We start from the raw sequence: 25,157 nt of genomic DNA, 5'->3' as shown, positions 1-25,157 counted from the left end.
GATTCTGTTGCTTTTGCCCTTTCACTCCAAGGCCGCTGCCCCCAACCCCGGGGACAGCATGGCACTTTGCCCCTCAACTTCCCCCAACACTGGGGAAGCCCCTCAGCGGGTATCGGCACGCTCGATCCAGGCTTCGGCCCGCAGACGCTGCAACGCCGCCTGGCGGGCCTGCGCCTGCTGTCGTTCGAAGAGGAGGTTTTGGGTCACTGCGAGTCCCTGCTCTCGTTCGACCGGGCTTTCGTCCTGTTGGTTCGAGCCATTTGCCGCGGTTTGTCGGCGCTCCCGATGGAACGCCAACACCTCTTCATCCGTGGGCGGCGAGACCTGGCCAAGCAGTGAATACACCTGCTGCGCGGCGATCTCATGACGAGTGTAGTCGGCGAACGAAGCCTCATCGAAGCCGGCATCGGCCAGGGCGCGGGTGAAACCGGCGCTGTCGGGGAAGGCCCGGCGCAGCTCTTCGAGCCGCGCGTGCACGGCCGCTTCGTCAACCTCGATGCCACGCCGGCGCGCTTCCTGCCAGAGCAGCTCCTTGGCGATCAACTGCTCCAGCGCCTGTTCGCGCAGGCGCTGGTACAGGCTCGGGCTGCGGATGCTGGTGAGGGCGCGGCCCTGGTCTTCCAGGTACTCGGCGAAATAGCGCTCCACGCGCAACGCGCTGATGCCCACGCCGTTGACCCGCACCGCCGCGTCCCCGCCCTCCTCGGCCTTGAGCAGGAACGCCTGGGCCGCGGCGATCAGCACCAGGATCAACAGGAAAATCTTCATCGCACACCTCTCATGGCCGATCGGCCGGACGGGTATAGGGCGCCACCGGGTAGAACAGCGGCCCGGGCATCGCCAGGGTGACCACATGGGCGCCCGCCAGGCCCTGGCGCCGGCCGGGGCCGAACCCCAGCGGCGGGGTCAGGCCGGTGTCGATGTCGTGCAGGCTTTCCAGGGCGTTGACCAGTTTGTCGCGGCTGGCATCGCGGCCGGCGCGCTTGAGGCCCTCTTCCAGCAGCACCATCGAACACCAGGCGCCGACCTGCAGCAGCGCCTGCCGGCCGTCCAGCCCCTGGCGGCGGCGCAGGTCGTTGAGCGCCGCGCGACCGGCCGGGCTCCAGTCGCCGGGCACGAAGGGATAGGCCAGGAACACCCGCCGCGACCACTGCTCCGGCACCTGCATCAACTCGCCGGCGACCTGGCTGGACGCGGCGAACAGGTACGGCGTGCGGCCCGCGGCCTGGAGCGCGGCGGTCAATTCGCTGAAGGCCGGCGCCAGGCCGAGGAAAAACACCGCCTCGCCCGCCACCGCCTGGCCGTCGAAAGGCTGCAGTTGCAGTTGCGTCCAGCCGCGTTGTTGCAGGTCCGCCAGCAGCAAGCGGCCCAGCGCGGCGTGGGCCGGGTCGCTGTAGAGGATGCGCGCCGGGCGCTGGCGCAGGTCGAGGGCCGCCGCGGCGTAGTCGGCCAGGCTCAGCAGTTGCTCGTGCAACCCCGGCAGCGGATCGAAGATCTGCCGGCTGTCATTTTCCTCGGCCCGGGCGCCGATCAGCGGCACGCCGGCCTGCTCCAGGCGCGCGGCGAGGGTGTCGTCCAGCGCCGGCGCCAGCGGCATGACCAGGGCGAACACCTGTTCTTCGTCGAGCAAACGGGTCAAGGCCGCCTCGGCGCTGGCCCGGTCGGGGCCGGGGTCGATCACCGACAACTGCAAGGTGCGGCCATGGATGCCGCCGCTGGCATTGATCGCCTCGATGCGCCCGGCGACGATCGCCTGCACCACCCGCGCCGCCTCCGCCAACTCGCCCTCGGCGGGCAATAGCGTGCCGAGGCGCAGAAACTGCTCTTCGACGCCGGGATCGTGATCCTCGGCCAGGCGCTTGAGGTACGCGGTGAGGTTGCGCTGGTCGGCCATGGACAGGGAAAAGCGCGGCATGGCCGGGTCCAGGCGGTTGCCCGCCGGGTCGCGGCCTTCCTGAATGGCCCGGGCCAGGCTGGCATCGCTGTAGGCCGGGTAGCGGCGGCCATTGACCAGACGTTCACCGCCCGCCAGCACCAGCCGCTGCCAGCTCAGCTCGGGCGGGCGTACCCCGCCTTCGGGGCGGCCACGACCATCGCGGCCATGGCAGTTGGCGCAGGGCACCACGCTGGCCGGGACCTGCATGTCCGCCGCGCCGACCAACGCGGTGACCTGCCCATCGGCGGCCGCCACCCCTTCGCGGTAGAGGCGCTGGCCCGCGGTTTCCTGCTCGTTCAGGTCGAGGGCGAGCGCGGCCTGGCCGACGCTCAGCGCGGCCAGCAGCAGCGTGGCGCAAAGGCGCTTCATGATTCAGCGCCCGGCCAGCGGCAGGGTCATCAATTGCAGGCGCTGAGCGATGGCCGCCGGCGGCGCGTCCGGGCGGATCTTGCTCCAGCGCTTGCCGGCCACGTCGCCGGCGATCAACTGGGTGGAATGCTGTTCGGGGCTGGGCAAGATGTGCCCGAGGCGCCCCAGCACCCGGTCGATATCGGCCTGGGCGCCGGTGAGGAACAGCCAGTTCGGCCCGTCCACGCCCTGCTGCCCGGCGAAGCGCTTGAGCACCTCGGGGGTGTCGTTGGCCGGGTCGCTGCTGATGGAAATGAAGGTCACCTCGGCGGCCTTGTCGCCCAGCGCCTCGCGGACCTCACGCAGCTTGCGGGTGATCAGCGGGCAAGCGTCGTTGCAGTGGGTGAAGATGACGTTGAGCAGCACCACCTTGTCTTTCAACACGTCGCTGTAGAAACGCAGGCGCCGGCCGTTCTGGTCCAGCAGCTCGGTGTCGGTGAAATACGCCTGGGCATCGCGGGTGCCGCCCGCGACTGGCGGCGGCGCGGCGGCCGCCGGTTCAGCGGGCGCTGGCTTGGCATGGCCGTCGTGGGCCATGGCGACGTTGGCGAAAATCCACAGGCAGGCGCCGAGCACCAGCCAGTCGAGGGGCTTCATGCCGGGGCGACGCAGGCTGACTTCACTCATGGCTGTGCTCCTGGGCAATCGCGGTGTGGCGGGCATGGACCCGGCGGGCGCTGAGGCGATCGACTTCGCCGACCAGCTTGTCCGGGTCGGTGAAACCGTAGAACCGCGTCCAGTGACCGGTGCGGCCATCGCCCACAAGAATCAGCGGCGGGTGGTTGCTCAGGTCGGCGCTGAAGCTGCCCAGGCCCTTGAGGGTTTCGGTCACCGCGTAAGGCGTGCCGGTCAGCCAGCGCCAGCCCGGCCCGTGCTGGAAGGCGCGGGCGTAGTCGTTCAGGCGTTTCGGGTCGTCGTGCTGCGGATCGACGCTCAGCGACACCAACTGCACCTCCTCGCCGACCCGCCCGCCGAGGCGCTGCTGAACCTTGCCCATGATCGACGAGACCACCGGGCACACCGTGGTGCAGCGGGTGTAGATAAACCCGATAACGGTGATGCGGTCGCCGACCAGGTCTTTTTCCAGGCGCACCGGCATGCCGTCCTGGTCCAGCAGGGCGACATCGGCGAAACGCACCTGGGTTTTTTCCTGATGGGCCGCGGGGGCGTCATGGGCGGAATGATCGACGCCGCCGTGGGCGTGAACCGTGGAGATGGCGCCGGCCAACAGGCACAGGGCCAGGACACTGCGGGCTTTGACGGATTTCATCGCGCGTTCCTCGTGCTGGGGTCATTGCGCCTTGGCGGGCAGCACCCGCAGGCTGGTGTAGTTTTTTTCGGCGAAGGCATCGCCCAGGGACGGCGCCTGCACATGCAAGTACCAGGCACCGGCCTCGCTCAACTGCAACGCGGCCTGGTAAACGCCCTCGCCGACTTCCTCCACCTCGCTGCTGCGGGCCCGCGACGACGGCGCGAGGAAGTAGCGCAGCGACAGGTCGCGCACGCCCTCGCGCGGTTCGCCGCTGCCTTCGAGCAGGCGAAAACGCGCCACGAACGGGCTGCCCTGCCGCACCACCGGGCGATCCATAAGGAACTCCACCCGTGGCGTGCGGCGGTGGGCGGCGTCCGGCGCCGCGGCGACCGCGGTGCTGAAGCAATGAATGATCTGCGGCTGGTTGAGCAGGAAGGCGACGTCGAAATCCCCCGCCGCCGGCAGCTTCACCGTCGAGCTGTAGACCCCCGGCGCCACCTCGCGCAGGCTGCGGTCGATGACCAGCGCGGCGCGGGCGTTGGCGCCGCGGTTGGCGTAGCCGGACATCGGCGCGTTCATGCCCTCGGCGTAGAAATAGGTGGTGTTGTCCACCGGGTTGACCACGAACACCGAGTTCTCATCGCGGGCCACCGCCAGGCCCTGGGCCAGCGGCAGGTCACCGGCCTGGCGTGGCGCGGCCGGACCGGCGTCGAAACCCTGGGTGATCGGCGTGCGCCCCTCGCCCAGGCTCGACAGGTTGATCATGGTCACCTTCGGCGACGCCAGGCCGCGCACGTAGGCGTAGGCCTGGGTGAACGTCACTTGGTACGGCTCGGCGGCCACGTCGAGGTTGTGCAGCAGGCGGTCGCTGCCGGCATCGATGACCACGGCGCGGTTTTCCAGGGTGTTGAGGACGATGCCGTAACGCCCGTCGCGGCTGAAGCGCATCGGCCCCAGCCCCGGTTGCGCCTGGATGCGGCTGCGCAGGCCGTGACTGCGGGCGTCGATCACGCTGATGCTGCCGTCGCGGCCGTCCGCCACGTACACCGCCTGGGACAGCGAGGAATACGCCACCGACAGTGGATGCGGGCCGACCTTGAGGGTTTTCAGCAGGCTCAGGTCGCTGCTGTCGATCACGCTCAGGGTGCCGCTGTCGCGGTTGCTGACGAAGGCGTAGCGCGAGTCGTGGCTGAAGGCGATTTCATGGTGGCCCTTGCCGGTGGGGATGAATTTGAGCAGCGCGCGCTTCTGCGTGTCGATCACGCTGACGCCGCTGTGGGCCTCGTCACCGGCGTTGTTGCCGACCCACAACAGGCGCTGATCGGGCTGCAGCGCCACCCGCACCGGTTGCTGCCCGGCGGGCAGGTCTTCGACGTGCTGGAAGGTGGCGGTATCGATCAGCGCCACCTTGCCCGCCGTCGGCAGCGACACGTAGACCTGCTTGTCGTCGCTGCTGGCCACCCAGTCCATCGGCGTGTCGCTCAGGCCGATGCGCGCCAGGGTGCTGGTGATCCCGCCGACCGAGACCGACGGGTCGATCACGGTGAGGCTGGCGTCCTTGTTCAGCACCAGCAGGAAGTAACTGTTGAGGTCCATCAGCGGCCGGGCGCCGATGCTGCTTTTGAGAAACAGCGCGACCCGCGCCTTACAGCTTTTGTCACGGTCCCTGGCCGCGTCGCCGCTCAGTGCCGGGTCGATCCAGGCCCCCGGCGACACCCCGGACAGCGGCTGCCCGGAGTTCTGGTCGGTGACCTTGAAGCGGATGCTGGCGTAGCTGCCTTCGGTCAGGCCGCCGTTGCCGCCCAGCGGCGTGGCCTCGAACTCCACGGTGACGCCATCGCGGCTCAGGCGGCTGGCGCCCAGGTCGGGGCCGACCGCCAGTGGCGCGCGCGGGTCGCACCACAGGCTTTCGTAGGCGACGCCGATGCCCATCAGCAGCACGCCGGCCATCAGGCCCAGGTACAGCGGTTTGTTCTTCTTGTTCATGCGCCTGCTCCCTGATTACTGCGCCGGTGCCGTGGCGGGCGGGGTTTCGTTGGTGACCCGAAGGATTCCCCAAAGTCCCGAGGCATTGCCGTAGGCGGCGTAGTCGCGGAACAGGTAGTCGCCCGGGATGGCGTTGCCGCCGCCGGCGCTAGGGTGCATGAAGCTGAAATGCGCCGCCGGCAACACGCTTTCCTGGGCGCCGATGTACATCGCCATCGGGTTGTAGGCGAAGCGCACCGAGCCGATCCCCGGCAGGCCCATCGGGTAGCCGCCGGTGTCGGACTTCTCCGGCTGCAGGGCGTGCAACGGCCACAGGTGTCCGTCGAGCTGGTAGGTGATGCCGCGGCTGCCGCCGGTCGGCATCAGCACATGGGTGCGGAACGGCTGGCCGGGCTTGGCCCACAGCACCGGGGTCTGTGGATCGCCACCGACCAACAGGTTGGCGTAGGCCATGTGGGCGTTGCCGACGTCGGCCCAGCCGCTGCCATCGGCGTGGCCGAACGGCGCGTCCGGGGCCAGGCCGAAGCGGAACCACAGCGGTTCGCTCTTGTAGTTGATGGCCATGCCGGAGTTGTCCTTCGGATCGCCCGGCACGCCGTTGCCTTCGGTGTTGATGCCTTCCACCGGCCGGCCATCGGCCCAGCGCATGTTCAGGGCGCGCTGCCAGACCGTGGCGAAATCACGGTAGGCGGCCTGCCCGCTGACCTGCACGGTGGCCGAGGCCCGGCTGGCGCTGTCTTCGGTCCAGGTGGCGTTGAGCGGCAGGATGCTCATGGCGCCGACCAGGCCTTTCTGACCCTGCTTGATCACGTCCGCCGGGGTGATGTTGAGGCCACCGAACTCGATCGGCGTGGTGTTGATGTTGTCCACCGCGCGGCCCAGTTGCGACACCGGCTTGCCTTCACGCTCCAGGTGACCGGCGTAGTACTGATAGACCTTGTTCGGCCAGGCGCCGCTGTTGCCGGCCCGTGGTGGAACGGTCTGCACCGGGTTCTGGCCGACGTTGACGCCGTCCGACTTGGTGATGTCGTAGGCCAGCAACTGGGCGTGGAAACCGACATGGCTGGACGGCCGCATCAGGTTGTTGTTGAACGCCGTGGAGCCTTCGCTGCCGTTGCGGTCGCGCTTGACCACGTTCTGCATCGAGGCGGTGCTGGCGAGGTCCGGCATCACCAGCGGCAGGCGGTTTTCCAGGGTCACCTTGATGCATTCGCCGGCGGTGGCACGCAGCACCAGTGGCTCGATCGGCACGCCGGGCTTGAGCTTGCCGGTGCTGGCGTCGAGGTCGGCCTTGCGCACATAGAGCACCGCGGTCGGGTCATGCAGCGGCCCGGCATGGCCACCGATGGTGAAGACTTCGCCGTCTTCCGGGTCCATCACGCTGACCTGCGGAATCGCCGTGGCGCGGGTGTTGTAGGTCAGCGTGCCGCCATTGGCCTTGAGCGGCCCGCCGACATGCTGGGCAGCGCCGGCCGGGTCGGTGATGCTGACCGCTTGCGGGTTGCCGAGGATGTCGTTGGCCAGCGCCGCGACGATCTCGTAGCTGCGGGTGACCGTCGGCCGGGTGCCGATGCCGTTGGTATTGGCGGTGTAGCGCGGGCAGATACCGTCGAACGCCACGGTGTTGCGCGCGGCCATCGGCTGCGGGTTGTTCGGCAGGGCGAACAGGTCGCTGCGGCTGTTGCTGTAGTTGCGCATCACGCCCCAGATGCCGTTCCAGTAACCCTCCAGCGAAGCATCCAGGGAATACAGGTAGTCACCGTTGGGCGCCGCCGAACTGGAGACCATCGACACCGGCGCCATAAAGCCCAGTTGCTCGGAAATACCGACCATCTGCGAGGCCTTCCAGCCCGAGTTGGAGCTGCTGCCGAAGCCCGAGCCGCTTTGCAGCCACTTGACGCCGTGCAGGGTCACGTTGTGTTCCTCCTCATGGCCGCCGGCGTGCATGCGCAGGCGCACGTTGTCACCGGAATAGGTGCGCAGCATCGGCGTGAACGGGTCGCCCGGCTCGGCGCCGGCCTTGTTGATGTGCGGCGGGAATTGCGTGGTGCCGCCCGTTGGGCCGACCGCCTGGGTGATGGCTGCGGGCGACAGGTTCATCGCCGGAATCGCACGGTCGGTACGGGTTTGCATGGCGAAGGCGAGGTCGCCGGCCAGGCCGTCGGCTTGCATGCCGCGCTTGCCGTCCGGGGCGACTTTGTTCGGGTCGAACACGCGCAGGGCCAGCGGCTCGTTGCGGTAGTTGACGACGAACATGCCCGGGTCATCCACGGAGATCGCCTGCGGGCACGGCCGGCTCGGGCAGCCCGGCGTCAGGCCGCCACGGGATTCCACCACCGACTCCAGCAGGTTCGAGGCTTTCTGCCGAACCGGCGGGTTGATTGCGTAGCGGAAGCTGTCGGCACTGGCCGGATAGGCCTGGGCGTTGGGGATGCCATTGGGCCCGGCGCCGACATAGACGCCCGCCTCGTAGGCATGCTGGAAGTCGCTGTATTCCAGGAAGAACTCGCGGTAGCTGTCGTTGCGCCCGTCGCTGTCCAGGTCACCGGTGGCGATCACCGCCTGCCACGAGGTCGGCCCGCCGTCCTCGCGTTGCGCCGTGTTGTACAGCGCCTCGCCGGTCTCGGCATGGAACCAGGTGGAGTTGGCCGGTTCGGCCAGCACGGTGGCGTACAGGCCCAGTTGCTGGTGGGTCGATGGGCCGAGGTGGTCGTGGGTGAAGATGGTGCCCAGGCCACGGTCGACGTTGTGCACGTTGATCACCGGGTCGGTGAACCAGCGTTGCATCTGCGTGCGCGCGCCCAGCCAGTCGGCCCGGCCGTAGCGGCCGAAGAACGGGTGCGCCTTGGCTTTCGGGCATTCGGCGCTGCCGTCGCGCGGGTCGCTGCTCTGGCACTGGTTGAACGCGCGAATGGCGTGGATGCGCTCGACCACGGTGCCGGGCGAGAGAATGCCATCCTCATAGTTCCAGCCGTTGGCCGAGCCATCGGCGGCGGTGAGGTCCCACTTGGGCAGGTGGATGTGCTGGCCGATCACATCGGTCGGCGTGCGCACCTGATAGTCATCCATCTCGTAGAACGCCGGGATGAGGTTGGTGTGCTGGTACATCACGCAGTCGAAGGTGTTCATGCGCATCACCAACGGCTCCGGCGGACGCTGCTTGGTGATTACCGGCCAGGCGTCTTCCCACAGGGCGATGATGCGCGCCTGCGGGAAGTGGTAGCCGACCTTGTTGTACACGGCGTCGAACTGGATGTTGGCGCCCTTGTAGATACGCGGGCGGTCGGCGGTGAACGGCGACGAACCGGTAAAACTCATGCCGTCCAGGCGCTCGCCACTGTGGTATTCGCCCAGTGGCGAGGCCTGGGTCAGGCGCTTGGCGCGGTCGTCCATGCACGGCTCGTAGTACGGCGCGCCGGCCACCGGCAAGGCGCCGTTGGTGCGGAAGGCCTTGGCCACCACCTGGCGGCCCGGCAACAGGGCGTAGCTGGGGTGCTCGGGTTTGGAGTGGAAGCGCATCGCCGCCTGTTCGACATCGGTGCCCTCCTCCGGCATGAACACCGCCTTGGCCCGGGTGATTTCCTTGGAGAAATCCAGCGCCGTGGTGGTGGCATGGGCTTCACCGCCCGCGGCGACGCCGTCCAGCGCATGCCGTGGCAAGCCGCCGTCCCAGCCGGCGGACTGGGCCGGATCGAGGTTGGCCCACAGGCTGTTGCCGCTGTCGCGCAGGCTGCGCGCCTTGTCGGTGTCGAGCATGTCCAGCGGCGGGGTCGGCGGCCGCTGGCCGACGGTGCTTTCCATGCCGCCGATCCAGAACGGATAGCCGGGGTTTTTCAGGCTGCCGTCGGCGTTGCGGTTGGCCTCGCCGCGATCGACCAGGACCACCGAGCCGATGGCGCGCAGTTCGCCGTCGTGGGCCGAATCGTCGTCATCGTCCTCGTCTTCAGGCTCGTCGTCGTCATGACGGGCGACCAGCTCCGTGGCCATTTTCGGGATCACCGCGACCTTGCCCGGCATCGGCGCCATGGCCTTGCCCGGCAGCGGCACCACGGCGGGAATCGGTGTGCCGGCGACGATCTCGCCATCGGGCAAAGCCCGCGCGCCCGCGGCCGGCTTGCCGCTGCGCAAGGCCCACGGCGTGGTGTGATAGCCATCGTTGCCCTGCGCCGAGACGTCCAGGCGCGTGCCTTCCTCGAACACATCGTGGACCCGCCACATGCTCCACATGCCCTGGGCGAAGTGCGGATAGAAATGGCAGTGATAGATGGCGTCGCCGGCGACACGGTTGCGGTTGCCCGAGCCGCCGTTGGCGATTTCGTAGGTGTAGCCGATGCCCGGGCCGATGCCTTGGGCGTCGACATAATCGGAGTTGTCGTCATTGGGGTTGAACAACCACTGGTGCCCGTGCAGGTGGAAGATGTGCTGCTCGTGCCCGTTGTGGCTGTTGCGAAACTTGATGAAGTCGCCGATGTAGCTGTGGTTGACGTTGGCCGGCTCCGAGGGATAGAGCGCCATGGTCGCCTTGACCCCGGTGTCGCGCGGGTCCGGGACTTCGCCGGGGCGGATGTTCTCGAGGCCGACGTTGGCCGGCACGTCCACCAGCATCGCCACGTCACCGACGGTGTGCGAACTGAGGAAGAATTCCTCGTAGGCGCACGACAGGCAGTCGTGCATCGGCCCCACGCCAAGACGGTTGGCCACCACCTCGGCGCCCATGCCGCCGGAACCGTAGTTGATCATGAACGAGTCCCGCGCCGGCTCCAGCACATGGCCCATCACCGGGTCCGACCAATAGCCGGGGAAGGCCTGGGTCGCGGCGGCTTCATCGGTGAAGATCGAGGAAAAATCGCGAAACGCCTCCAGCCGGTTGGGCAGCGCCGGGTTGCGCTTGCCGAGGCTTTCCAGCGGGTAGGTCGAGGCCGGGAAACTGCCATCGGTGTTGGGGCCCATGACCACGGCGTCAGCTTCGCTGGAAACGATCTCGCTGCCATCGACCATCGCCACAATCGGCGCGCCGGCCTTGCCCTCGCTGATCCACGGCTCACGCTGCGGATAGCGCGCCTCGTAGTCCACCACCGGCTGGCCGGTCGGCGCGCGGCCGGTGGTGGCCATGCGCATTTCTTCCTCGGTGAGGGTATTGCGGTAACTGCGCCCGCCCTTGGGCAGCACGATCACCTGGCCGAACAGACCGTTGGCGACGTTGCCCGCGGCGCCCTCACCGCCGAAGGTCGCGCCTTTGCTGGTCGCGGCGAAAGCGCCTTCGCGCTCGGCATAAAGGGTGTAGGAACGGCTATTGCCCGGTGCCACCAGAAAGTTGCCATTGCGCCCGGTGAAGGCGGCGATGTCCTGGATACCGTTGACCGCCTGCAGGCCGTTGACCTGGAAACCGACATGGCGGTCACTGACCTGATCATCGACGATCGGGTCATGCTCGCCCTCGGTCAGGTCCTTGTTCGGATTGGCCTGATAGGCCAGCAGGTTATGCAGATTGACCGTCAGGCAGTCCCCCGCCGCGACCCGTAACACAATCGGCCGCGGACGCTTGTCCGGGCGCAGCGACACCTTGCCCGGCACCGCCGCCCCGCCCTTGCTCAGCGGCACATTGTGCTCATCCACCACATCACGGCGCAGGGCGAACATCATGCCATTGGCGTTCTGCGCGCCGAGGCGGTTGAACATCAGCGGCTGGTCCAGCGCGACGACATTCGCCACCAGCGTTCGCTCGCAGCGGATCGCTGCCTGGGCGGACAACGGGATGGCCAATACAGCCAGGGCCAGGGACAACAGAGAGGGCAACAGAGTGCCTTTGACAGTGATCATCGTGGCGCGCCTCGGTCGGGACGTTTACAAGCCGTTTTGCAAGGCCCGCGCCAGAGTTTTTAGTTGTTGGTTTTCAAGGGGATAGGTGGGGGTTGTGAAGGAAACTGGGGAAAGTGGCCCGGGGATTACCCGGTTTTTGGGGAATTGGGGGGATGACGGCGGATGGGGATTTATAGGTGTTTGGGTGATGTGGTGGCTGGAAGGTGCATGTCGGGAGTTTTTCAGCGCTCTCAAGATCGAGCGCGATGAAAACCTGGTGGCTAGCGCCTTTGGGCACCCCCGACTCCCCGAATAAACCCCTCACTCCCCCCGCAACCGCCGGTAATGCCGCAACACCTCCGGCACATACCGCTGCGTCTCGGCAAACGGCGGTATCACCCTGCCCCGGCTCAGCACCGCATCCGGCCCCGCGTTGTACGCGGCGACGGCCAGGGCGATGTCGTTGTCGAACAGTTTCATCATGCGCTTGAGATATCGCGCGCCGCCGTCGAGGTTGGCGGCGGGGTCGAGGGCGTTGCTCACGCCCAGCTCTTTCGCCGTCTCCGGCATCAGTTGCATCAGGCCCATGGCCCCGGAACCGGAGCGGGCATTGGCGTCGTAGCGCGATTCGGCCTGGACCACCGCATGCAGCAAGGCCTCTGGCAGGTCGTTGGCCTTGGCGGCGGCGGCGATCAGTTCAGCGTAAGGCTTGCCGGTCACCAGTTCCGCGCGGCTCGCGGCAAGCCCGGGTTCGGCGATGACGCGCTGATAGTGCCGTCCCTGTTGGTGAACGTTGGACAGGACATAGGCGCCACTGGCGCTGACGGAGATGTACACGTCGGCCTGGGCCGGCTGGACGCTGGCCAGCCAGGCCAGCAGTGCGGTGGTCACGATACGCATGATCGTCTCCTCCCGGTTTTCCCCAGAAAGTGGGGGTTATGCCCCGTTCGGGGCGGGCGTGGAGAGGTCAACGCAAGCACTGTGCCGCCCGCCGGGGCGCGGCGCCACGGGCCCCGGCGCAGACGCGCACGGCCTTTGCATAAGCCATCTCACACGCTCTGGAGGAGGCCCCGGCCATGAACCGACAACGTCGCACGCAACACGGCTTCACCCTGCTCGAACTGCTGGTGGTGCTGGTGGTCCTGGGTCTGCTGGCCGGGATCGTCGCACCCCGCTACTTCAGCCAGTTGGGCCGCTCGGAAGCCAAGGTGGCGCGAGCGCAGATCGAAGGGCTGGGCAAGGCGCTGGACCTGTACCGGCTGGAAGTCGGCCGCTATCCGTCTTCCGAGCAGGGGCTGCAGGCGCTGGTCAGCGCCCCCAGCGACGAGGCGCGCTGGTCCGGGCCGTATTTGCAGAAGAAAGTGCCCGATGATCCGTGGGGCCATGCCTACATCTATCGCTACCCCGGCGAGAACGCCGAGTACGACCTGCTCTCGCTCGGCAAGGACGGCCAGCCCGGTGGCGACGGCGAAAACGCCGAAATCGCCAGTTGGCAGTAGGAGGCGCTGCCATGCGATTCAAGCTGAAAGCGTTGGGCAAGGCCGGGGTGATCGCCCTCGAGGTCGACGCCGCGGACCTTACCCAGGCCCGCGAACAGGCCGAGCGGCAAGGCTTGCGGGTGCTCAGCGCGAGCAGTGCCGAGCGCTTCGCACGCCTGCGCCGGCCGCGGCGCGAACATTTTGACCTGCTGCTGTTCAGCCAGGAGTTGGGCACCCTGCTGGACGCCGGCCTGCCACTGATCGATGCCCTGCAAAGCCTGGCGGAAAAAGAAAACGCGCCCCAGGCGCGCAAGACCCTCGATGCCCTGGTGCGCCTGCTGTACGAGGGCAAATCCTGCTCCCAGGCGCTGGCGCAGTTGCCCGCGGTTTTCCCTCCGCTGTACGTGGCGCTGGTGCAGTCCAGCGAAAAGACCGGCGCCCTGGCCGAAGCCTTGCGCCGCTATGTCGGCTACCGCCAGCGCCTGGACGAGGTGCGGCAGAAGATCGTCAGTGCCTCGATCTACCCGCTGTTGCTATTGCTGGTGGGCGGCGGAGTGGTGCTGTTCCTGCTCGGCTATGTGGTGCCGCGCTTCAGCCTGGTGTTCGAAGGGCTGGGCAGCAACCTGCCGTGGCTGTCGCAGTGGCTGATGTACGCGGGGTTGTTTCTGCAACGGCAGCAGACCGAACTGCTGGCTGGTTGCGTCGGGCTGTCGCTGGCCCTCGCGCTGCTCCAGCGCCAGCCGCCGGTGCGGCGCTGGCTGGGGCGGCAATTGCAGCGTTTGCCCGCCTTGCACCGTCGGCTGGTGATGTACGAACTGGCGCGGTTCTACCGTTCGCTGGGCATCTTGCTGCAAGGCGGCATCCCGATTCTCACGGCCATGGGCATGGCCCGCGGCCTGCTCGGCAGCGGCGCCGCCGAGCGCCTCGACCAGGCGTGCGAGCGGGTGCGCGAAGGTGTGTCGCTGTCGGCGGCGCTGGAGGCTGGCGAATTGGTCACGCCGGTGTCGCTGCGCTTGCTGCGGGCGGGCGAACAGTCGGGCAACGTCGGCCAGATGATGGAGCGCAGCGCGGACTTCTATGACGCCGAGATCGGGCGCTGGATCGAGTGGTTCGTGCGTTTGTTCGAACCGCTGCTGATGACGTTTATCGGACTGCTGATAGGGCTGATCGTGATCCTGATGTATATGCCAATCTTTGAACTGGCTTCTAGCATTCATTAGACGCTGAACAACGCGCAACAACGATCGGAGTGGATAAGCCCTCTCAGCACACACCGTTCCTTGATCAGTTCTTGCTCAGATCAATGTTGCTAATCGCGATAGGTGCACCGGGCTGGCCGTCTGCAGCCGGGTAATTCAACCTCACGGTTACAAACTTGGCTTCAGGAGGAACATCAACCACGAACCCGGCTCCGCCCCAACTGGGATAGGCAGGGATAGGCTTGAACGCGAACCAACCCTGGTTTCCACCATCGTTGAATTGCAGGCTCATCATTGGTTTATCCGCGTGTGGCTCTGCCGCCCCTTTTGAGAGCGCCTGCAATTGCATTGTCGTTTTCTGCGTTGCCCAATCCACCGGTGTTCCAGTCAATGGGAAAGCGGAGGCGATAAGCCTGAAGAGCCACGTCACGCCACCTTCAATGGGAAGGTCCGGCTGGGTAATCAGGGTACCCGGTTTCAAATTCACATATTTAGTCTGTTCATGCGTGCCAACTTCCACCAGGCGATCAGCTTTCCAACCGTCCAGGCCATCGATGAACTTTCCATTTTTAATAATGTTGCTCATTTCAGTCTCCTTATGTTCCTGCATCATCCAAGCCTCCGGCCGGAAGCATCAGTACACGCTACGCCTGGGCCACTGGTCTGGATACTGGTAGAAATGTCAGGTGCGGCGCTCATGTCAGATCACCGAATACGAACTTGCCTCGCACTTCAGCAATGACCCACTGATATTTCTGTCAGTTTTACTTCAACCCAGGCTCTGCTGAAATGGCCCTGTCCCTTGTGGACTGCGGAGCATGATCATGAACATAACCAGCGATCCCGAAACACTCATCTATTCCATCGTCGCCGACAAAAAACACCTTCCCCACAACCAGGTAACGCGAGACAAGCGTTTTCGCGATGACCTCGCCGTCAACTCGATGGACGCACTGGAGATCCTGATCATGGTCGAGGATCAGTTCAGCATTGAAATCCCCGATGAAGTCAGTATTGATTTCGCGACAGTTGGCCAACTGATCGAACACGTGAAAGTGTGCTGTGAAAGGCCAATCGAATGATCCAGCGAAACAGACCGGTTTAAATAACCCACGCCACGCTTACCCGAGAAGCCAGCCGCCGAATGCCGACAACTTCTCGGGTTTTTCTGGCCCATGAATACCGTGGGCATGCGCCACTTACTTGCGGTTCAAGGCTTTGATGATTTCAACATTGGTGACGCCCATCTCGATATCAGGCTGGGACTCTCCGGACGGGATGACAATAGTTGCGATCCCGGACTTAAATCCCACTGGCGCCGTGAATCTGAACGCGGCCAATCCCCACGATGGATAGGCGACACAACGCCGCGTGATGATGTGTGTCATGGCACCATCGAACAAGGACACCGACATGTAGGCCAGGAGAAAACCATCAGACCGTACTGGCCAGGTAGACGGTTCTGAATCGCCGAATGACAGACTGGAGTCATTTTCCAATGGCAGCGCGCTGGTTTCCAGGCGGAAGAGGTAATCAGTGCCGCCCTCGAGGCCACTGAATGCCTGACGAATCTGGATGCCTTGCCCAAAGTAGGCGTAATGCAAGCCACCGTCTTCGGCGGTGTTCACCAGATGATTGGCTTTCCAATCGGCCAACCCCTGACGAAAATCACCATTGCGGATAATGTTGTCCATGTTACAGGTCCTCGACTGAGTCATTAAAAGTCACCAGATAACTATCAACGTTGCTGATGCTGGTGACGCTCAGGCTAGGGCAATACGAATGTTCCTGAAACTGACAGAAATATCAGGTATCCCGAGCAGGAAAGTTGCCGTGACGATGATTGAACCGCCTGTTCAATAGTCATACCGATCCACCGCCCGCCGCCGTTCATTGTCGTCGCGCATGTCGTAGTTGGCGGTGGTCTGGATGTTGCTGTGGTGCGCCAGTTTCTGGGCAATCGACAGATCGTGTTCTTCGATCACCCGGGTAATGAAGGACCGGCGGAAATCATGGGGCATGATCTTCACGCCGACCTGCTGACCGCGCTGGCGGGCGATGTAATAGATGGCGTGCTTGGTGATGCGTTCGCGGGTGATGTGGCTACCGCGACGGATGCGGTTGAACAGGAAGCTGTCGTCTTCCTGGCCCGCCGGCAATTGCTCGCGGCGGAACGCCAGCCAGGCGTTGAGTTTTTCGAAGGCCCAGACCGGCGCGTACTTGATCAGTTGTTTGTTGCCCTTGCCCAGCACCCGCAGGCTGCGCTCGGCGAAATCCACCTGAGCCAGGTCGAGGTTGACCGACTCGGATTTGCGCATGCCGGTGCCGTAGAGCAAGGCGATCACCGCGGCATCACGCAGCCCCTGCGGCCGTGGGTCGGCGGCGCAGACGTCCATCAGTTCGCGAATCAACGTGCGCTTGAGGTTGCGCCCCACCGGCAGGCGTGTGCCCTGCACCGCCTTGACCTCGCGGATGCGCAGCAGGCGCTCCTGGTCGATCAGGCCGAGGCGCCAGGCTTCGTTCATCACCCCGCGAATGGCGTTGACGTACAGCGACGAGCTGTTGGGCGCGTAGCCATCGCTGCGCAACACCGCCACCAGATCGGTCACGTGCGCGGGATCGAGCTGGTGCCAGGGCACTTCGACGATATCGATGCCGTCGAAACCGAGGCGGTCGGCGGCGTCCTGAAGAATGTACTTCATGGTCAACTGGCTGGAAGGCGCCAGCCGGGCGAGGTATTGCAGCAGCGGGTTGGGCAGTGACTCAGGCAAACCGTGGGGTTCCTCGACAGCGGGGGCGGTAACCGAAGGCGCGCAGGATGACCGAGCGCACCCGCTCGGGCAAGCCCTTTTGCCTGACGACAATGCCGCCGAAGGACTACAGTTGGCGCACCCTTCCCTGCAGCGAGTCCATATGGCACTTCACAAGCTGGTCCATACCCATCCACGGCTGAGCGCCGCCGCCCTGATCGGAATCCTGGGTGGTTTCTTCATCCCCGCTGGCGACACCGTGCAGCATGTGCTGGCGGGCTGGAACCTCGCGGTTTGGCTGTACCTGGCGCTGGTGTTGGGCCTGACCCTCGGCGCCACGCCTGAAACCGTGCGCCGCACCGCCGATGTCGAAGACGAAAACGCCGCGCTGGTGTTGTTCGTGGTCAGTATCGCCGCCGTGGCCAGCCTCGCCGCCGTGACCCTGCAACTGGCCGGCAGCGGTGATCTGCACGGACAGGAGAAGGTCCTGCATTACGGCTACACCGGGCTGACGGTCGCGGGTTCCTGGCTGCTGATCGGCACGATTTTCAGCCTGCATTATGCGCGCCTGTTCTATACCAATGACGGCAGTGAACCGCTGCTGCGCTTCGCCGACGGTGAACGCCATCCCGATTATTGGGACTTCCACTATTTTTCGTTCACCTTGAGCGTCGCGGTGCAGACGTCGGATATCGGTGTCGGGGGGCGCGGGATGCGCCGGGTGGTGCTGGCCCATTCGGTGATCGGCTTTGTCTTCAATACGGCCATTCTTGGGTTTACCTTGAATATTGCTGCCGGGCTGCTGAGCTGAATCAGGCCTTCTTGGGGGCCGGGGGCGATGGATAACCCACAGCACCAATACCCAATCCCAAAGTCCATCCCAGTACCCCGCGAAGAACCTGAAACAGGGAACTCACAGCCGCCGGTCGGAAAACCAAACCCCACAGCGCCAGACCGACTAGCGGTCGCCATGTCCCGAACAACAGAGAAACCGTTTGCCTTGCGCCTTCGGGTAAAGCGGAATGTGACACCCATCATGGAACAGGAAAAACAACCGGGAATTATTCCCGTTCACGCGGTTCATTGCTGCTATGGTTAGTCACTGGCCCCAAAGGCCCAGATTCGGGATGTCATTCAGGGTTATCGGCAGCACGATACAAGGAGGCCTGTATGAACAAGCTCACGTTTCCAGGCGCATGTCAGATGATGCGCTGGCATTTCCATCCGCTGGGCTTCGAAGCCACCATGGACGCCCCGCGCAGCATGGTTGCCCGTCTGTTCGACCGGGCCACCGGCGAGACCCTGCTGGCCATTGCTGGCATCCCTTGCTCCACCGTCATGGCCGCTCACGATGTGGAACGGATCATCGAAGCGGTGGAGGACGAACTGGAAGCCTTCCAGCCGTCCTGCGCCCTGCAGCGCACCGCCTGACAGTCAGGGTCGGGCCTGGTTAGTCATCACCTTCTCGATATCACTCAGAAAACGCTCGGGCGGCACCGGCTGGCCGAGCAAGTAACCCTGCAACGAATCACAGCCCAGCCGCGTCAGGAAATCCTGTTGACGGTCGGTTTCCACGCCTTCGGCAACGATCCGCAAACCCAAAGCCTGCCCCAGGGCGACGATTGCCGAGACGATCGCCGCATCATCGCTGTCGTGCTCCAGGTCGCGGACGAAACCGCGGTCGATCTTCAGCTCGTTGGCCGGCAGACGCTTGAGGTACATCAGGCTCGAATAGCCGGTGCCAAAGTCATCGATCGACAAATCCACGCCCATGTCCGACAGCCGCTGCAGCACACAGAGGCTGGCGTCGGCATCGTGCATGGCGGTAGTTTCGGTGATTTCCAGGGTCAGGCTGTTGGGCGGCAGGTTGTTGCGTTCGAGCGCCGCGGCCACGCTGTCGACCAGTCCGGCATGGCAGAACTGGATGGCCGAGAGGTTGACCGCAATGCGCCAGTCGCTATGGCCCTGGTCGAACCAGATGCGCATCTGCCGGCAGGCTTCTTCCAGCACCCATTCGCCAATGGGGATGATCAGGCCGGTCTTTTCCGCGAGGACGATGAAGCGGTCCGGCAGCAGCAGGCCCATGCTCGGGTGGTCCCAGCGCACCAGCGCCTCGGCACCGATCGGATGGCGGCCCACGGCGTCGAACTTGGGCTGGTAGAACAGCCGGAACTGCTTCTGCTCCACCGCCGTGCGCAAATCTTGGAGCAATTGCAGTTGCAGGCGCGCGTTGCTGTTCATCGATACGTCGAAGAAGCTGTAGCCATTCTTGCCCGCGTTCTTGGCGTGGTACATGGCGGCGTCGGCGTTGCGCAGCAACTCGTGCTGGTCATTGCCGTTGCCGGGATAGAGCACGATGCCGATGCTGGCGGAAATCTGCAGGCTCTGCTCCGCCACGCGGAAGGAACGGGAGACCAGATTGACCTGTTTTGCCGCGACGCTGACCGCGTCGTCCGGATCTTCCAGCTCAACCAGCAGGACGAATTCGTCACCGCCGATCCGCGCCAGGGTGTCCTGGCTGTGCAGATGGCCGCGCAAGCGCAGGGCGACTTCCTTGAGCAACTGGTCACCGGTGTGGTGGCCGAAGGCATCGTTGACCGGCTTGAAGCCGTCCAGATCGATGAACATCAGCGCAAAACAACCGCCATGTTCCGCCACTTTGCTCATCGCCTGGTCGATGCGGTCGGCCAGCAGGGTGCGGTTGGGCAAGCCGGTCAGGGTGTCGTGCAGCGCCAGTTGGGTGAGTTCCTGGTTGGCGAGGGTCAGCGAGCGCGCCAGATCAGCGGTGCGCGCCTCCAGGCGGGCGTCCAGCACCGAGGTCAACAGGGCCACGGCAAGCACCGCCAGGGTGGTGATCAGCACCAGATAATCGAGGCCATCGCCGCTCACGCCCTCGTTGAAGGCACCGCAGAAACTGCCCTCCGGGAAGTTCGCCGCGGCCATGCCGGTGTAGTGCATGCCGACAATCGCCACGCCCATGACCACCGCCGCCCCGCCGCGTATCTGGCGTACATAGGGCGTGTGGCGGCGCAGGCGGAAGGCGATCCACAGCGCCGCCATCGACGCCCCGACTGCGATCAGCAGCGACAGGCCAAACAGCGCAACGTCGTACTCGATACCCGGCTGCATGCGCAGCGCCGCCATGCCGGTGTAGTGCATGCAACTGATACCCGCGCCCATGATCCCGGCGCCCAGCAGCAACATGTGTAGCGGCAGGCTGGTCTGGCTGACCAGCCACAGGGCAAAGCCCGAAGACAGTACCGCGATGACCAGCGACAGCACGGTCAGGGTGAGGTCGTAGCCCAACTGGATCGGCAGGCTGAAGGCGAGCATGCCGATGAAATGCATCGACCAGATGCCCATGCCCATGGCCAGCGCGCCACCGCCCATCCACAGATAGACCGCCCGCCCCTTGGCCGTGGCCAGGCGTCCGGTGAGGTCAAGGGCGGTGTAGGAAGCCAGGATCGCCACACACAGAGAGATGACGACCAGAGTAGGTGAGTAACTGCCAATCAACATGAGGCTTTCCACGAATGGGGCTGGATAGGGCAATTTGCCAGCCCATAAAAGCCGATGATTGTACTCAACCTTTCGCGAAACGCACGGAGTTTCAGCCGGTTGGTGAAGGGTGATTTGCCGCGGAACTGTGGGAGCTGTTAGCCGCGAAGGGCCGCTCCCACAGAATCATGCGTGGCCGACGCTTTGCGACGGCGGCGGATCACTCCTCGGTAAACGCCTGTTGCGCATCCCAGCCACCGCCCAAGGCCGCGATCAACTGCACGCTGGCCACCAACCGACCCTGCAACAGGGTCAGCGCACTTCGCTCGTTGCTGAGGGCGGTGGTCTGCACGTTGACCACATCCAGATAGCCGATCAGCCCTGCCCGGTACTGGTTCTCGGTCAGGCGCAGCGATTCACGCGCCGATTCCAGCGCCTCCTGGCGCACATTCGCCTCGTCGCCGTAGACCTTGAGCTGGACCAGGTAGTTTTCCACTTCGCGGAAACCATCCAGTACGGTCTGCCGGTACTGCGCCACGGTCTGGTCGTAGACCGCCACGGTCCGGTCGACTTCCGCCGAACGCTTGCCGGCATCGAACAGGGTCATGGCCAGGCTCGGGCCCACCGACCAGAAGCGGTTCGGCAAGCTGATCCAGTTGCTGAAGGTGCTACTGCTGTAGCCACCGCTCAAGCTCAGGCTCAAATCCGGGAAGTAAGCGGCGCGGGCAACACCGATTCCGGCGTTAGCCGCCATGACCTTGCGCTCGGCCGAGGCGATATCGGGGCGCCGCTCCAGCAGTTGCGACGGCAATTCCAGTGGAATCTGCGGCAATCCCGGGATCGTGGTGGTCGGCGCCAGGGCGAACTCCGCCGGCAGCTTGCCCATCAGCACGGCGATGGCGTTTTCCAGTTGCGCGCGCTGCCAGACCAGGTCCACCAGGTCGGCCTCGGTGCTCTTGAGCTGGGTTTGCGCCTGGGCCACCGCGTCCTTGCCGGAAACCCCCGCCTTGTACTGGTTCTGGGTCATTTTCAGCGAGCGCTGATAGGTCGCCAGGGTCGCTTCAAGCAGGCGCTTCTGTTCGTCCATCACGCGCAATTGCAGGTAGTTTTGTACCAGCTCGGACTGCAGGCTCAGGCGCATCGCCGCCATGTCGGCCAGGCTCGCTTCGGCACTCGCCTCGTCGGCATTCAGGCCTTCACGCAGCTTGCCCCACAGGTCGATTTCCCAACTGACGCCCAACTGGGTGCTGTAGGTGTCGCGGATGCCGCTGCTGTTGTTGCTCAGGCTCGAACTGCTGCTGCCGGTGCCCTGGCTGGAACGGGTCTTGCCGGCGCTGAGGTCGAGGCTGGGGAACAGCGACGCGCGGGAGCTGCGCACCAGGGCCTGGGCCTGGCGGTACTGGGCCTCGTACTGGCGCACGGTCTGGTTGCTGGCATTGAGCTGCTCGACCAGCGCGTTCAGTTGCGCGTCGCCGTACAGCTCCCACCAGGCGCCGCGGGCCAGCGCGTCGGACGGGTTGGCCTGGGTCCAGCCTTCAGCATGCTTGAACGGCACCGCGGTATTCATCTCCGGGCGCTGGTAATCGGGACTCAAGGTGCAAGCGCTGAGCATCGCCACGCACAGGCTGGCCGCCAGCAGGCGCGAGCCCCGGGCGCCGAGCAGGCGCAACAGCGAAGAATCGGAAAGCAAGACAGGTTGACTCATAGCGGGGTTTCCAGGGCAGCGTCGGTCCGCACTCCGCGCCAGCGGTTGAAGCGATGGCGCAGACGGTCCAGATAGAGGTAGACCACCGGGGTGGTGTAAAGCGTGAGCATCTGGCTGAAGACCAGGCCGCCGATGATGGTCACGCCCAGCGGCTGGCGCATTTCCGAGCCTTCGGCGGTGCCGAGCAACAGCGGCAAGGCGCCGAGAATCGCGGCCAGGGTGGTCATCAGGATCGGTCGCAGGCGCAGCAGGCAGGCGCGGCGGATCGATTCTTCCGGGCCGAGGCCCTCGTGACGCTCCAGTTGCAGCGCCAGGTCGATCATCAGAATGGCGTTCTTCTTGACCACGCCGATCAGCAGGAACAGCCCCAGCAGCGAGATCAGGCTGAACTCGCCGCCGGTGACGTAGAGCGTAAGCAAAGCCCCTACCCCGGCCGACGGCAGGGTCGAGAGGATGGTCAGCGGGTGAATGTAGCTTTCGTACAAGATGCCCAGCACCAGGTACACCAGCACCAGGGCGCCAAGAATCATCAGCGGCTGGCCTTGCTGGGTTTTGCTGAAGGCGTCGGCGGTGCCGCCAAGCTTGGCGATCACCGACTCCGGCAAGCCGACCTTGGCCACCGCCCGCTCCACCGCGGCCAGGGCCTGATCGGGGCTGTGGCCTTCGGCGACATCGAAAGAGATGTCCTCGGAGGCGAACTGCCCTTCGTGGCTGACCCGGTCGTTGGCCAGGCTGTTCTCGTAGCGGGCGAACGTGGACAGCGGCACCCGCGCGCCATCGGCGGTGATCACCTCGACCTGCTCCAGGGTGCTGGGGTCCTGGGCATATTTCGGGTTGATCTCCATCACCACCTGATACTGATTGAGGCTGTCGTAGATGGTGGAGATCTGCCGCTGGCTGTAGGCGTTGTTCAGCACCGCGGTGACCATGCTCATGTCGATGCCCAGGCGCTTGGCCTGCTCGCGGTCGACCACCAGGGTCACCTGCTGGGTGCCGCTGCCGTCACGGGCGTCGATGGCGGTCAGTTCCGGCAGCGCACGCAGCGCCGCCACGACTTTCGGGTACCACTCGCGCAGCGCCTGTAAATCACCGCTCTGCAAGGTGTAGAGGTACTGCGAAGTGGTCTGGTCGCGGCCACCGCCACCCAGTTGCAGGTCCTGGTCGGCCATCAGGAACAGGCGGCCGCCCGGCACTTGTGGCATTTCCTTGCGCAGCCGCTCGATCACCTTCTGCGCGTCCAGCTTGCGCTCGGCAATCGGCTTGAGGCGCACCAGCACCATGGCGTTGTTGGTGCCGCTGTTGCCGCCGATAAAGCCGGCCACGCTCTGCACCGCCGGATCGGCGAGCAAGGCGCGGCGGTAGATTTCCATTTTCGGCTGCATCACGGTGAACGACAGGCCGTCGTCGCCGCGGATGAAGCCCTGCAACTGGCCGGTATCCTGCTGCGGCATCAGGGTCTTGGGCACCACCACATACAGCGCGATATTCACGCCGATGGCCAGCAGCAGGCTGAACAAGGTCAGCTTGCGATGGCGCAGCGCCCAGCCGAGGCTGCGGTCGTAGCCGGCGATCATGCGTCGGTTCAGGCTGTCGCTCCAGCGTTGCAGGCGGGTCTGTCCGGCGTCGTGGGCATGGGGCTTGAGCCAGCGGGCGCAGAGCATCGGGGTCAGGGTCAGCGACACCACCAGCGAGACAATGATCGCCGACGCCATGGTGATGGAGAACTCGCGGAACAGCGCATTGACAATGCCGCCCATGAACAGGATCGAGACAAACACCGCCACCAGCGACACGTTCATCGACAGCAGGGTGAAACCCACTTCCTTGGCCCCGAGGTAGGCCGCGCGCATCGGCGGCTGGCCGTCCTCGATATGCCGGGAAATGTTCTCCAGCACCACGATGGCGTCGTCCACCACCAATCCGGTAGCGAGGATCAGCGCCATCAGCGACAGGTTGTTCAGCGAGAAACCGCACAGGTACATCACCGCGAAGGTGCCCACCAGCGACACCGGCACCGCCAGCGTCGGGATCAGCGAAGCGCGGAAATTGCCGAGGAACAGGTAGACCACCAGGATCACCAGCACCACCGCGATCAGCAGGGTGTGCTCGGCTTCCTTGAGGGTCGCCTTGATCACCGGCGAGCGGTCCATGGCGATATTCAACTGGACGCTGGACGGCAGCAGCGACTGCAAGGCCGGCAACTGCGCCTTGATCTGCTCCACGGTCTCGATGATGTTGGCGCCGGTCTGGCGGTTGATCACCAGCAGCACCGCCTCGTCGTCATTGAAGAAGCCGCTGTTGTAGCGGTTTTCCACGCCGTCGCTGACTTTCGCCACATCGCTCAGGCGCAGCACCGAACCGTTCTGGTAACGGATCACCAGCGGCTCGTAGTCCTTGGCTTTCTCCAGTTGGTCATTGGCGCGCACCTGCCAGTTGCGGCCGGCATCCTCGACAAAACCCATGGGCCGGCGCTGGTTGGCCGCCGCCACTGTTTCGCGCACGTCATCCAGGGACAGGCCGTACTGGGTGAGCCTCTTCGGCTCAAGCTCGATGCGCACCGCCGGCAGCGAGCTGCCGCCGATCTGCACCTCGCCCACGCCGGATACCTGGGACAGGCTCTGGGACAGGATGGTCGACGCCAAATCGTACAACTGCCCCTTCTGCAACACCTCGGAGGTCAGCGACAGCACCATGATCGGTGCCTGCGACGGGTTGATCTTCTTGTAGGTGGGCATGCTGCGCATGCCGCTCGGCAACAGGTTGCGCGTGGCGTTGATCGCCGCCTGCACTTCCCGTGCGGCGCCGTCGATGTCACGGTCCAGGTCGAAGCCGAGAATCACCCGGGTCGAGCCCTGGCTGGAACTGCTGGTCAGGGTGGTGACGCCGGCGATGGTGCCCAACTTGCGCTCCAGCGGCGTCGCCACCGTCGCCGCCATGACCTCGGGGCTGGCGCCCGGCAGGCTGGCCGAGACCACGATCACCGGGAAGTCCATCTTCGGCAGCGGCGCCACCGGCAACAGGCCGAAGCTGACACCGCCCAGCAGCAAGATCGCCAGGCTCAGCAGCATGGTCGCCACCGGGCGACGGATAAACGGGCCGGACAGGTTCAAGGGCAGCTCCAGATGACAAGCTGCACGCTACGAGCA

General features: G+C 65.2%; 18 protein-coding genes. 5 read left to right on the top strand and 13 right to left on the bottom strand.

The annotated features are described in order from the left end of the window. Positions 1–102: 102 nt before the first annotated feature. The 7 genes from NTD82_RS28470 to NTD82_RS28440 all read right to left on the bottom strand — a co-directional run bounded on the left by NTD82_RS28470 (position 103) and on the right by NTD82_RS28440 (position 12,281). Positions 103–768: a SurA N-terminal domain-containing protein gene (locus tag NTD82_RS28470; RefSeq protein ID WP_262131139.1), complete on the bottom strand. Its 666-nt coding sequence runs from the start codon at positions 766–768 to the stop codon at positions 103–105. 10 nt (positions 769–778) lie between these two features. After that, positions 779–2,305 carry an ABC transporter substrate-binding protein gene (locus NTD82_RS28465; protein WP_262131138.1) on the bottom strand — a complete coding sequence of 509 codons (1,527 nt, stop codon included), beginning with the start codon at positions 2,303–2,305 and terminating at the stop codon, positions 779–781. Between the two features lie 3 nt (positions 2,306–2,308). Then, on the bottom strand, positions 2,309–2,971 hold the full coding sequence (locus NTD82_RS28460; RefSeq protein ID WP_262131137.1) for an SCO family protein: 663 nt from the start codon (positions 2,969–2,971) through the stop codon (positions 2,309–2,311). After that, positions 2,964–3,614 (bottom strand): SCO family protein, encoded by a 651-nt coding sequence (locus tag NTD82_RS28455; RefSeq protein ID WP_262131136.1) that lies wholly within the window; start codon positions 3,612–3,614, stop codon positions 2,964–2,966. The genes NTD82_RS28460 and NTD82_RS28455 overlap by 8 nt, the downstream gene beginning before the upstream one ends. A 21-nt stretch (positions 3,615–3,635) precedes the next feature. Continuing rightward, positions 3,636–5,582, bottom strand: coding sequence for a YncE family protein (locus NTD82_RS28450; RefSeq protein WP_262131135.1), 1,947 nt, complete (start codon positions 5,580–5,582; stop codon positions 3,636–3,638). Between the two features lie 15 nt (positions 5,583–5,597). Then, positions 5,598–11,402 (bottom strand): manganese-oxidizing multicopper oxidase MnxG, encoded by a 5,805-nt coding sequence (mnxG, locus tag NTD82_RS28445; protein ID WP_262131134.1) that lies wholly within the window; start codon positions 11,400–11,402, stop codon positions 5,598–5,600. Positions 11,403–11,702: 300 nt separating this feature from the next. Then, positions 11,703–12,281 carry a lytic transglycosylase domain-containing protein gene (locus NTD82_RS28440; protein ID WP_262131133.1) on the bottom strand — a complete coding sequence of 193 codons (579 nt, stop codon included), beginning with the start codon at positions 12,279–12,281 and terminating at the stop codon, positions 11,703–11,705. Positions 12,282–12,457: 176 nt separating this feature from the next. On the opposite strand from NTD82_RS28440, the gene gspG reads away from it, so the two are divergent. Continuing rightward, positions 12,458–12,880 carry a type II secretion system major pseudopilin GspG gene (gene gspG, locus NTD82_RS28435; protein ID WP_095155199.1) on the top strand — a complete coding sequence of 141 codons (423 nt, stop codon included), beginning with the start codon at positions 12,458–12,460 and terminating at the stop codon, positions 12,878–12,880. An 11-nt stretch (positions 12,881–12,891) separates the two neighbouring features. After that, positions 12,892–14,079: a type II secretion system F family protein gene (locus NTD82_RS28430; protein WP_262131132.1), complete on the top strand. Its 1,188-nt coding sequence runs from the start codon at positions 12,892–12,894 to the stop codon at positions 14,077–14,079. Between the two features lie 64 nt (positions 14,080–14,143). Here the strand turns inward: NTD82_RS28430 and NTD82_RS28425 are convergent, their stop codons facing one another. Continuing rightward, on the bottom strand, positions 14,144–14,644 hold the full coding sequence (locus NTD82_RS28425) for a hypothetical protein (protein WP_262131131.1): 501 nt from the start codon (positions 14,642–14,644) through the stop codon (positions 14,144–14,146). A 238-nt stretch (positions 14,645–14,882) separates the two neighbouring features. On the opposite strand from NTD82_RS28425, the gene NTD82_RS28420 reads away from it, so the two are divergent. Then, complete coding sequence (locus NTD82_RS28420) at positions 14,883–15,140, top strand: acyl carrier protein (RefSeq protein ID WP_159985237.1); 258 nt, start codon at positions 14,883–14,885, stop codon at positions 15,138–15,140. 117 nt (positions 15,141–15,257) lie between these two features. On the opposite strand, the gene NTD82_RS28415 is transcribed toward NTD82_RS28420, so the two are convergent. Then, a complete protein-coding gene (locus NTD82_RS28415; protein ID WP_095155203.1) occupies positions 15,258–15,752 on the bottom strand; it encodes a hypothetical protein in 495 nt (164 codons plus the stop codon). A gap of 162 nt (positions 15,753–15,914) precedes the next feature. Continuing rightward, entirely contained in the window at positions 15,915–16,829 is a 915-nt protein-coding gene (xerC, locus tag NTD82_RS28410) for a tyrosine recombinase XerC (RefSeq protein WP_095155204.1), read from the bottom strand. A gap of 142 nt (positions 16,830–16,971) precedes the next feature. On the opposite strand from xerC, the gene NTD82_RS28405 reads away from it, so the two are divergent. Both NTD82_RS28405 and NTD82_RS28400 read left to right on the top strand, forming a co-directional pair. Next, complete coding sequence (locus tag NTD82_RS28405; protein ID WP_262131130.1) at positions 16,972–17,619, top strand: DUF1345 domain-containing protein; 648 nt, start codon at positions 16,972–16,974, stop codon at positions 17,617–17,619. 359 nt (positions 17,620–17,978) lie between these two features. Beyond that, positions 17,979–18,239 carry a DUF1652 domain-containing protein gene (locus NTD82_RS28400; protein WP_095155206.1) on the top strand — a complete coding sequence of 87 codons (261 nt, stop codon included), beginning with the start codon at positions 17,979–17,981 and terminating at the stop codon, positions 18,237–18,239. A gap of 3 nt (positions 18,240–18,242) precedes the next feature. On the opposite strand, the gene NTD82_RS28395 is transcribed toward NTD82_RS28400, so the two are convergent. From NTD82_RS28395 to NTD82_RS28385, 3 genes are all read right to left on the bottom strand, one after another. Continuing rightward, positions 18,243–20,327, bottom strand: coding sequence for a putative bifunctional diguanylate cyclase/phosphodiesterase (locus NTD82_RS28395; RefSeq protein ID WP_262131129.1), 2,085 nt, complete (start codon positions 20,325–20,327; stop codon positions 18,243–18,245). A gap of 199 nt (positions 20,328–20,526) precedes the next feature. Then, a complete protein-coding gene (locus NTD82_RS28390; RefSeq protein WP_095155208.1) occupies positions 20,527–22,011 on the bottom strand; it encodes an efflux transporter outer membrane subunit in 1,485 nt (494 codons plus the stop codon). Then, positions 22,008–25,121, bottom strand: a complete 3,114-nt coding sequence (locus tag NTD82_RS28385; RefSeq protein ID WP_262131128.1) for an efflux RND transporter permease subunit — start codon at positions 25,119–25,121, stop codon at positions 22,008–22,010. The genes NTD82_RS28390 and NTD82_RS28385 overlap by 4 nt, the downstream gene beginning before the upstream one ends. Between the last annotated feature and the right edge of the window lie 36 nt (positions 25,122–25,157).

It is taken from the genome of Pseudomonas sp. 5P_5.1_Bac1 (assembly GCF_025466015.1).
Taxonomy (GTDB): domain Bacteria; phylum Pseudomonadota; class Gammaproteobacteria; order Pseudomonadales; family Pseudomonadaceae; genus Aquipseudomonas.
Note: the sequence above shows the minus strand (reverse complement) of the source record. Positions and strands in the feature narration are given on the sequence as shown.

Excerpts from the sequence above, each read along its gene's own strand:
- NTD82_RS28460 (WP_262131137.1), bottom strand. The coding sequence starts at position 2,971 with ATGAGTGAAGTCAGCCTGCGTCGCCCCGGCATGAAGCCCCTCGACTGG.
- mnxG (WP_262131134.1), bottom strand. The coding sequence starts at position 11,402 with ATGATCACTGTCAAAGGCACTCTGTTGCCCTCTCTGTTGTCCCTGGCC.
- NTD82_RS28465 (WP_262131138.1), bottom strand. The coding sequence starts at position 2,305 with ATGAAGCGCCTTTGCGCCACGCTGCTGCTGGCCGCGCTGAGCGTCGGC.
- NTD82_RS28400 (WP_095155206.1), top strand. The coding sequence starts at position 17,979 with ATGAACAAGCTCACGTTTCCAGGCGCATGTCAGATGATGCGCTGGCAT.
- NTD82_RS28470 (WP_262131139.1), bottom strand. The coding sequence starts at position 768 with ATGAAGATTTTCCTGTTGATCCTGGTGCTGATCGCCGCGGCCCAGGCG.
- NTD82_RS28395 (WP_262131129.1), bottom strand. The coding sequence starts at position 20,327 with ATGTTGATTGGCAGTTACTCACCTACTCTGGTCGTCATCTCTCTGTGT.
- NTD82_RS28440 (WP_262131133.1), bottom strand. The coding sequence starts at position 12,281 with ATGCGTATCGTGACCACCGCACTGCTGGCCTGGCTGGCCAGCGTCCAG.
- gspG (WP_095155199.1), top strand. The coding sequence starts at position 12,458 with ATGAACCGACAACGTCGCACGCAACACGGCTTCACCCTGCTCGAACTG.
- NTD82_RS28450 (WP_262131135.1), bottom strand. The coding sequence starts at position 5,582 with ATGAACAAGAAGAACAAACCGCTGTACCTGGGCCTGATGGCCGGCGTG.
- NTD82_RS28425 (WP_262131131.1), bottom strand. The coding sequence starts at position 14,644 with ATGAGCAACATTATTAAAAATGGAAAGTTCATCGATGGCCTGGACGGT.
- NTD82_RS28420 (WP_159985237.1), top strand. The coding sequence starts at position 14,883 with ATGAACATAACCAGCGATCCCGAAACACTCATCTATTCCATCGTCGCC.
- NTD82_RS28390 (WP_095155208.1), bottom strand. The coding sequence starts at position 22,011 with ATGAGTCAACCTGTCTTGCTTTCCGATTCTTCGCTGTTGCGCCTGCTC.
- NTD82_RS28455 (WP_262131136.1), bottom strand. The coding sequence starts at position 3,614 with ATGAAATCCGTCAAAGCCCGCAGTGTCCTGGCCCTGTGCCTGTTGGCC.
- NTD82_RS28405 (WP_262131130.1), top strand. The coding sequence starts at position 16,972 with ATGGCACTTCACAAGCTGGTCCATACCCATCCACGGCTGAGCGCCGCC.
- NTD82_RS28415 (WP_095155203.1), bottom strand. The coding sequence starts at position 15,752 with ATGGACAACATTATCCGCAATGGTGATTTTCGTCAGGGGTTGGCCGAT.
- NTD82_RS28430 (WP_262131132.1), top strand. The coding sequence starts at position 12,892 with ATGCGATTCAAGCTGAAAGCGTTGGGCAAGGCCGGGGTGATCGCCCTC.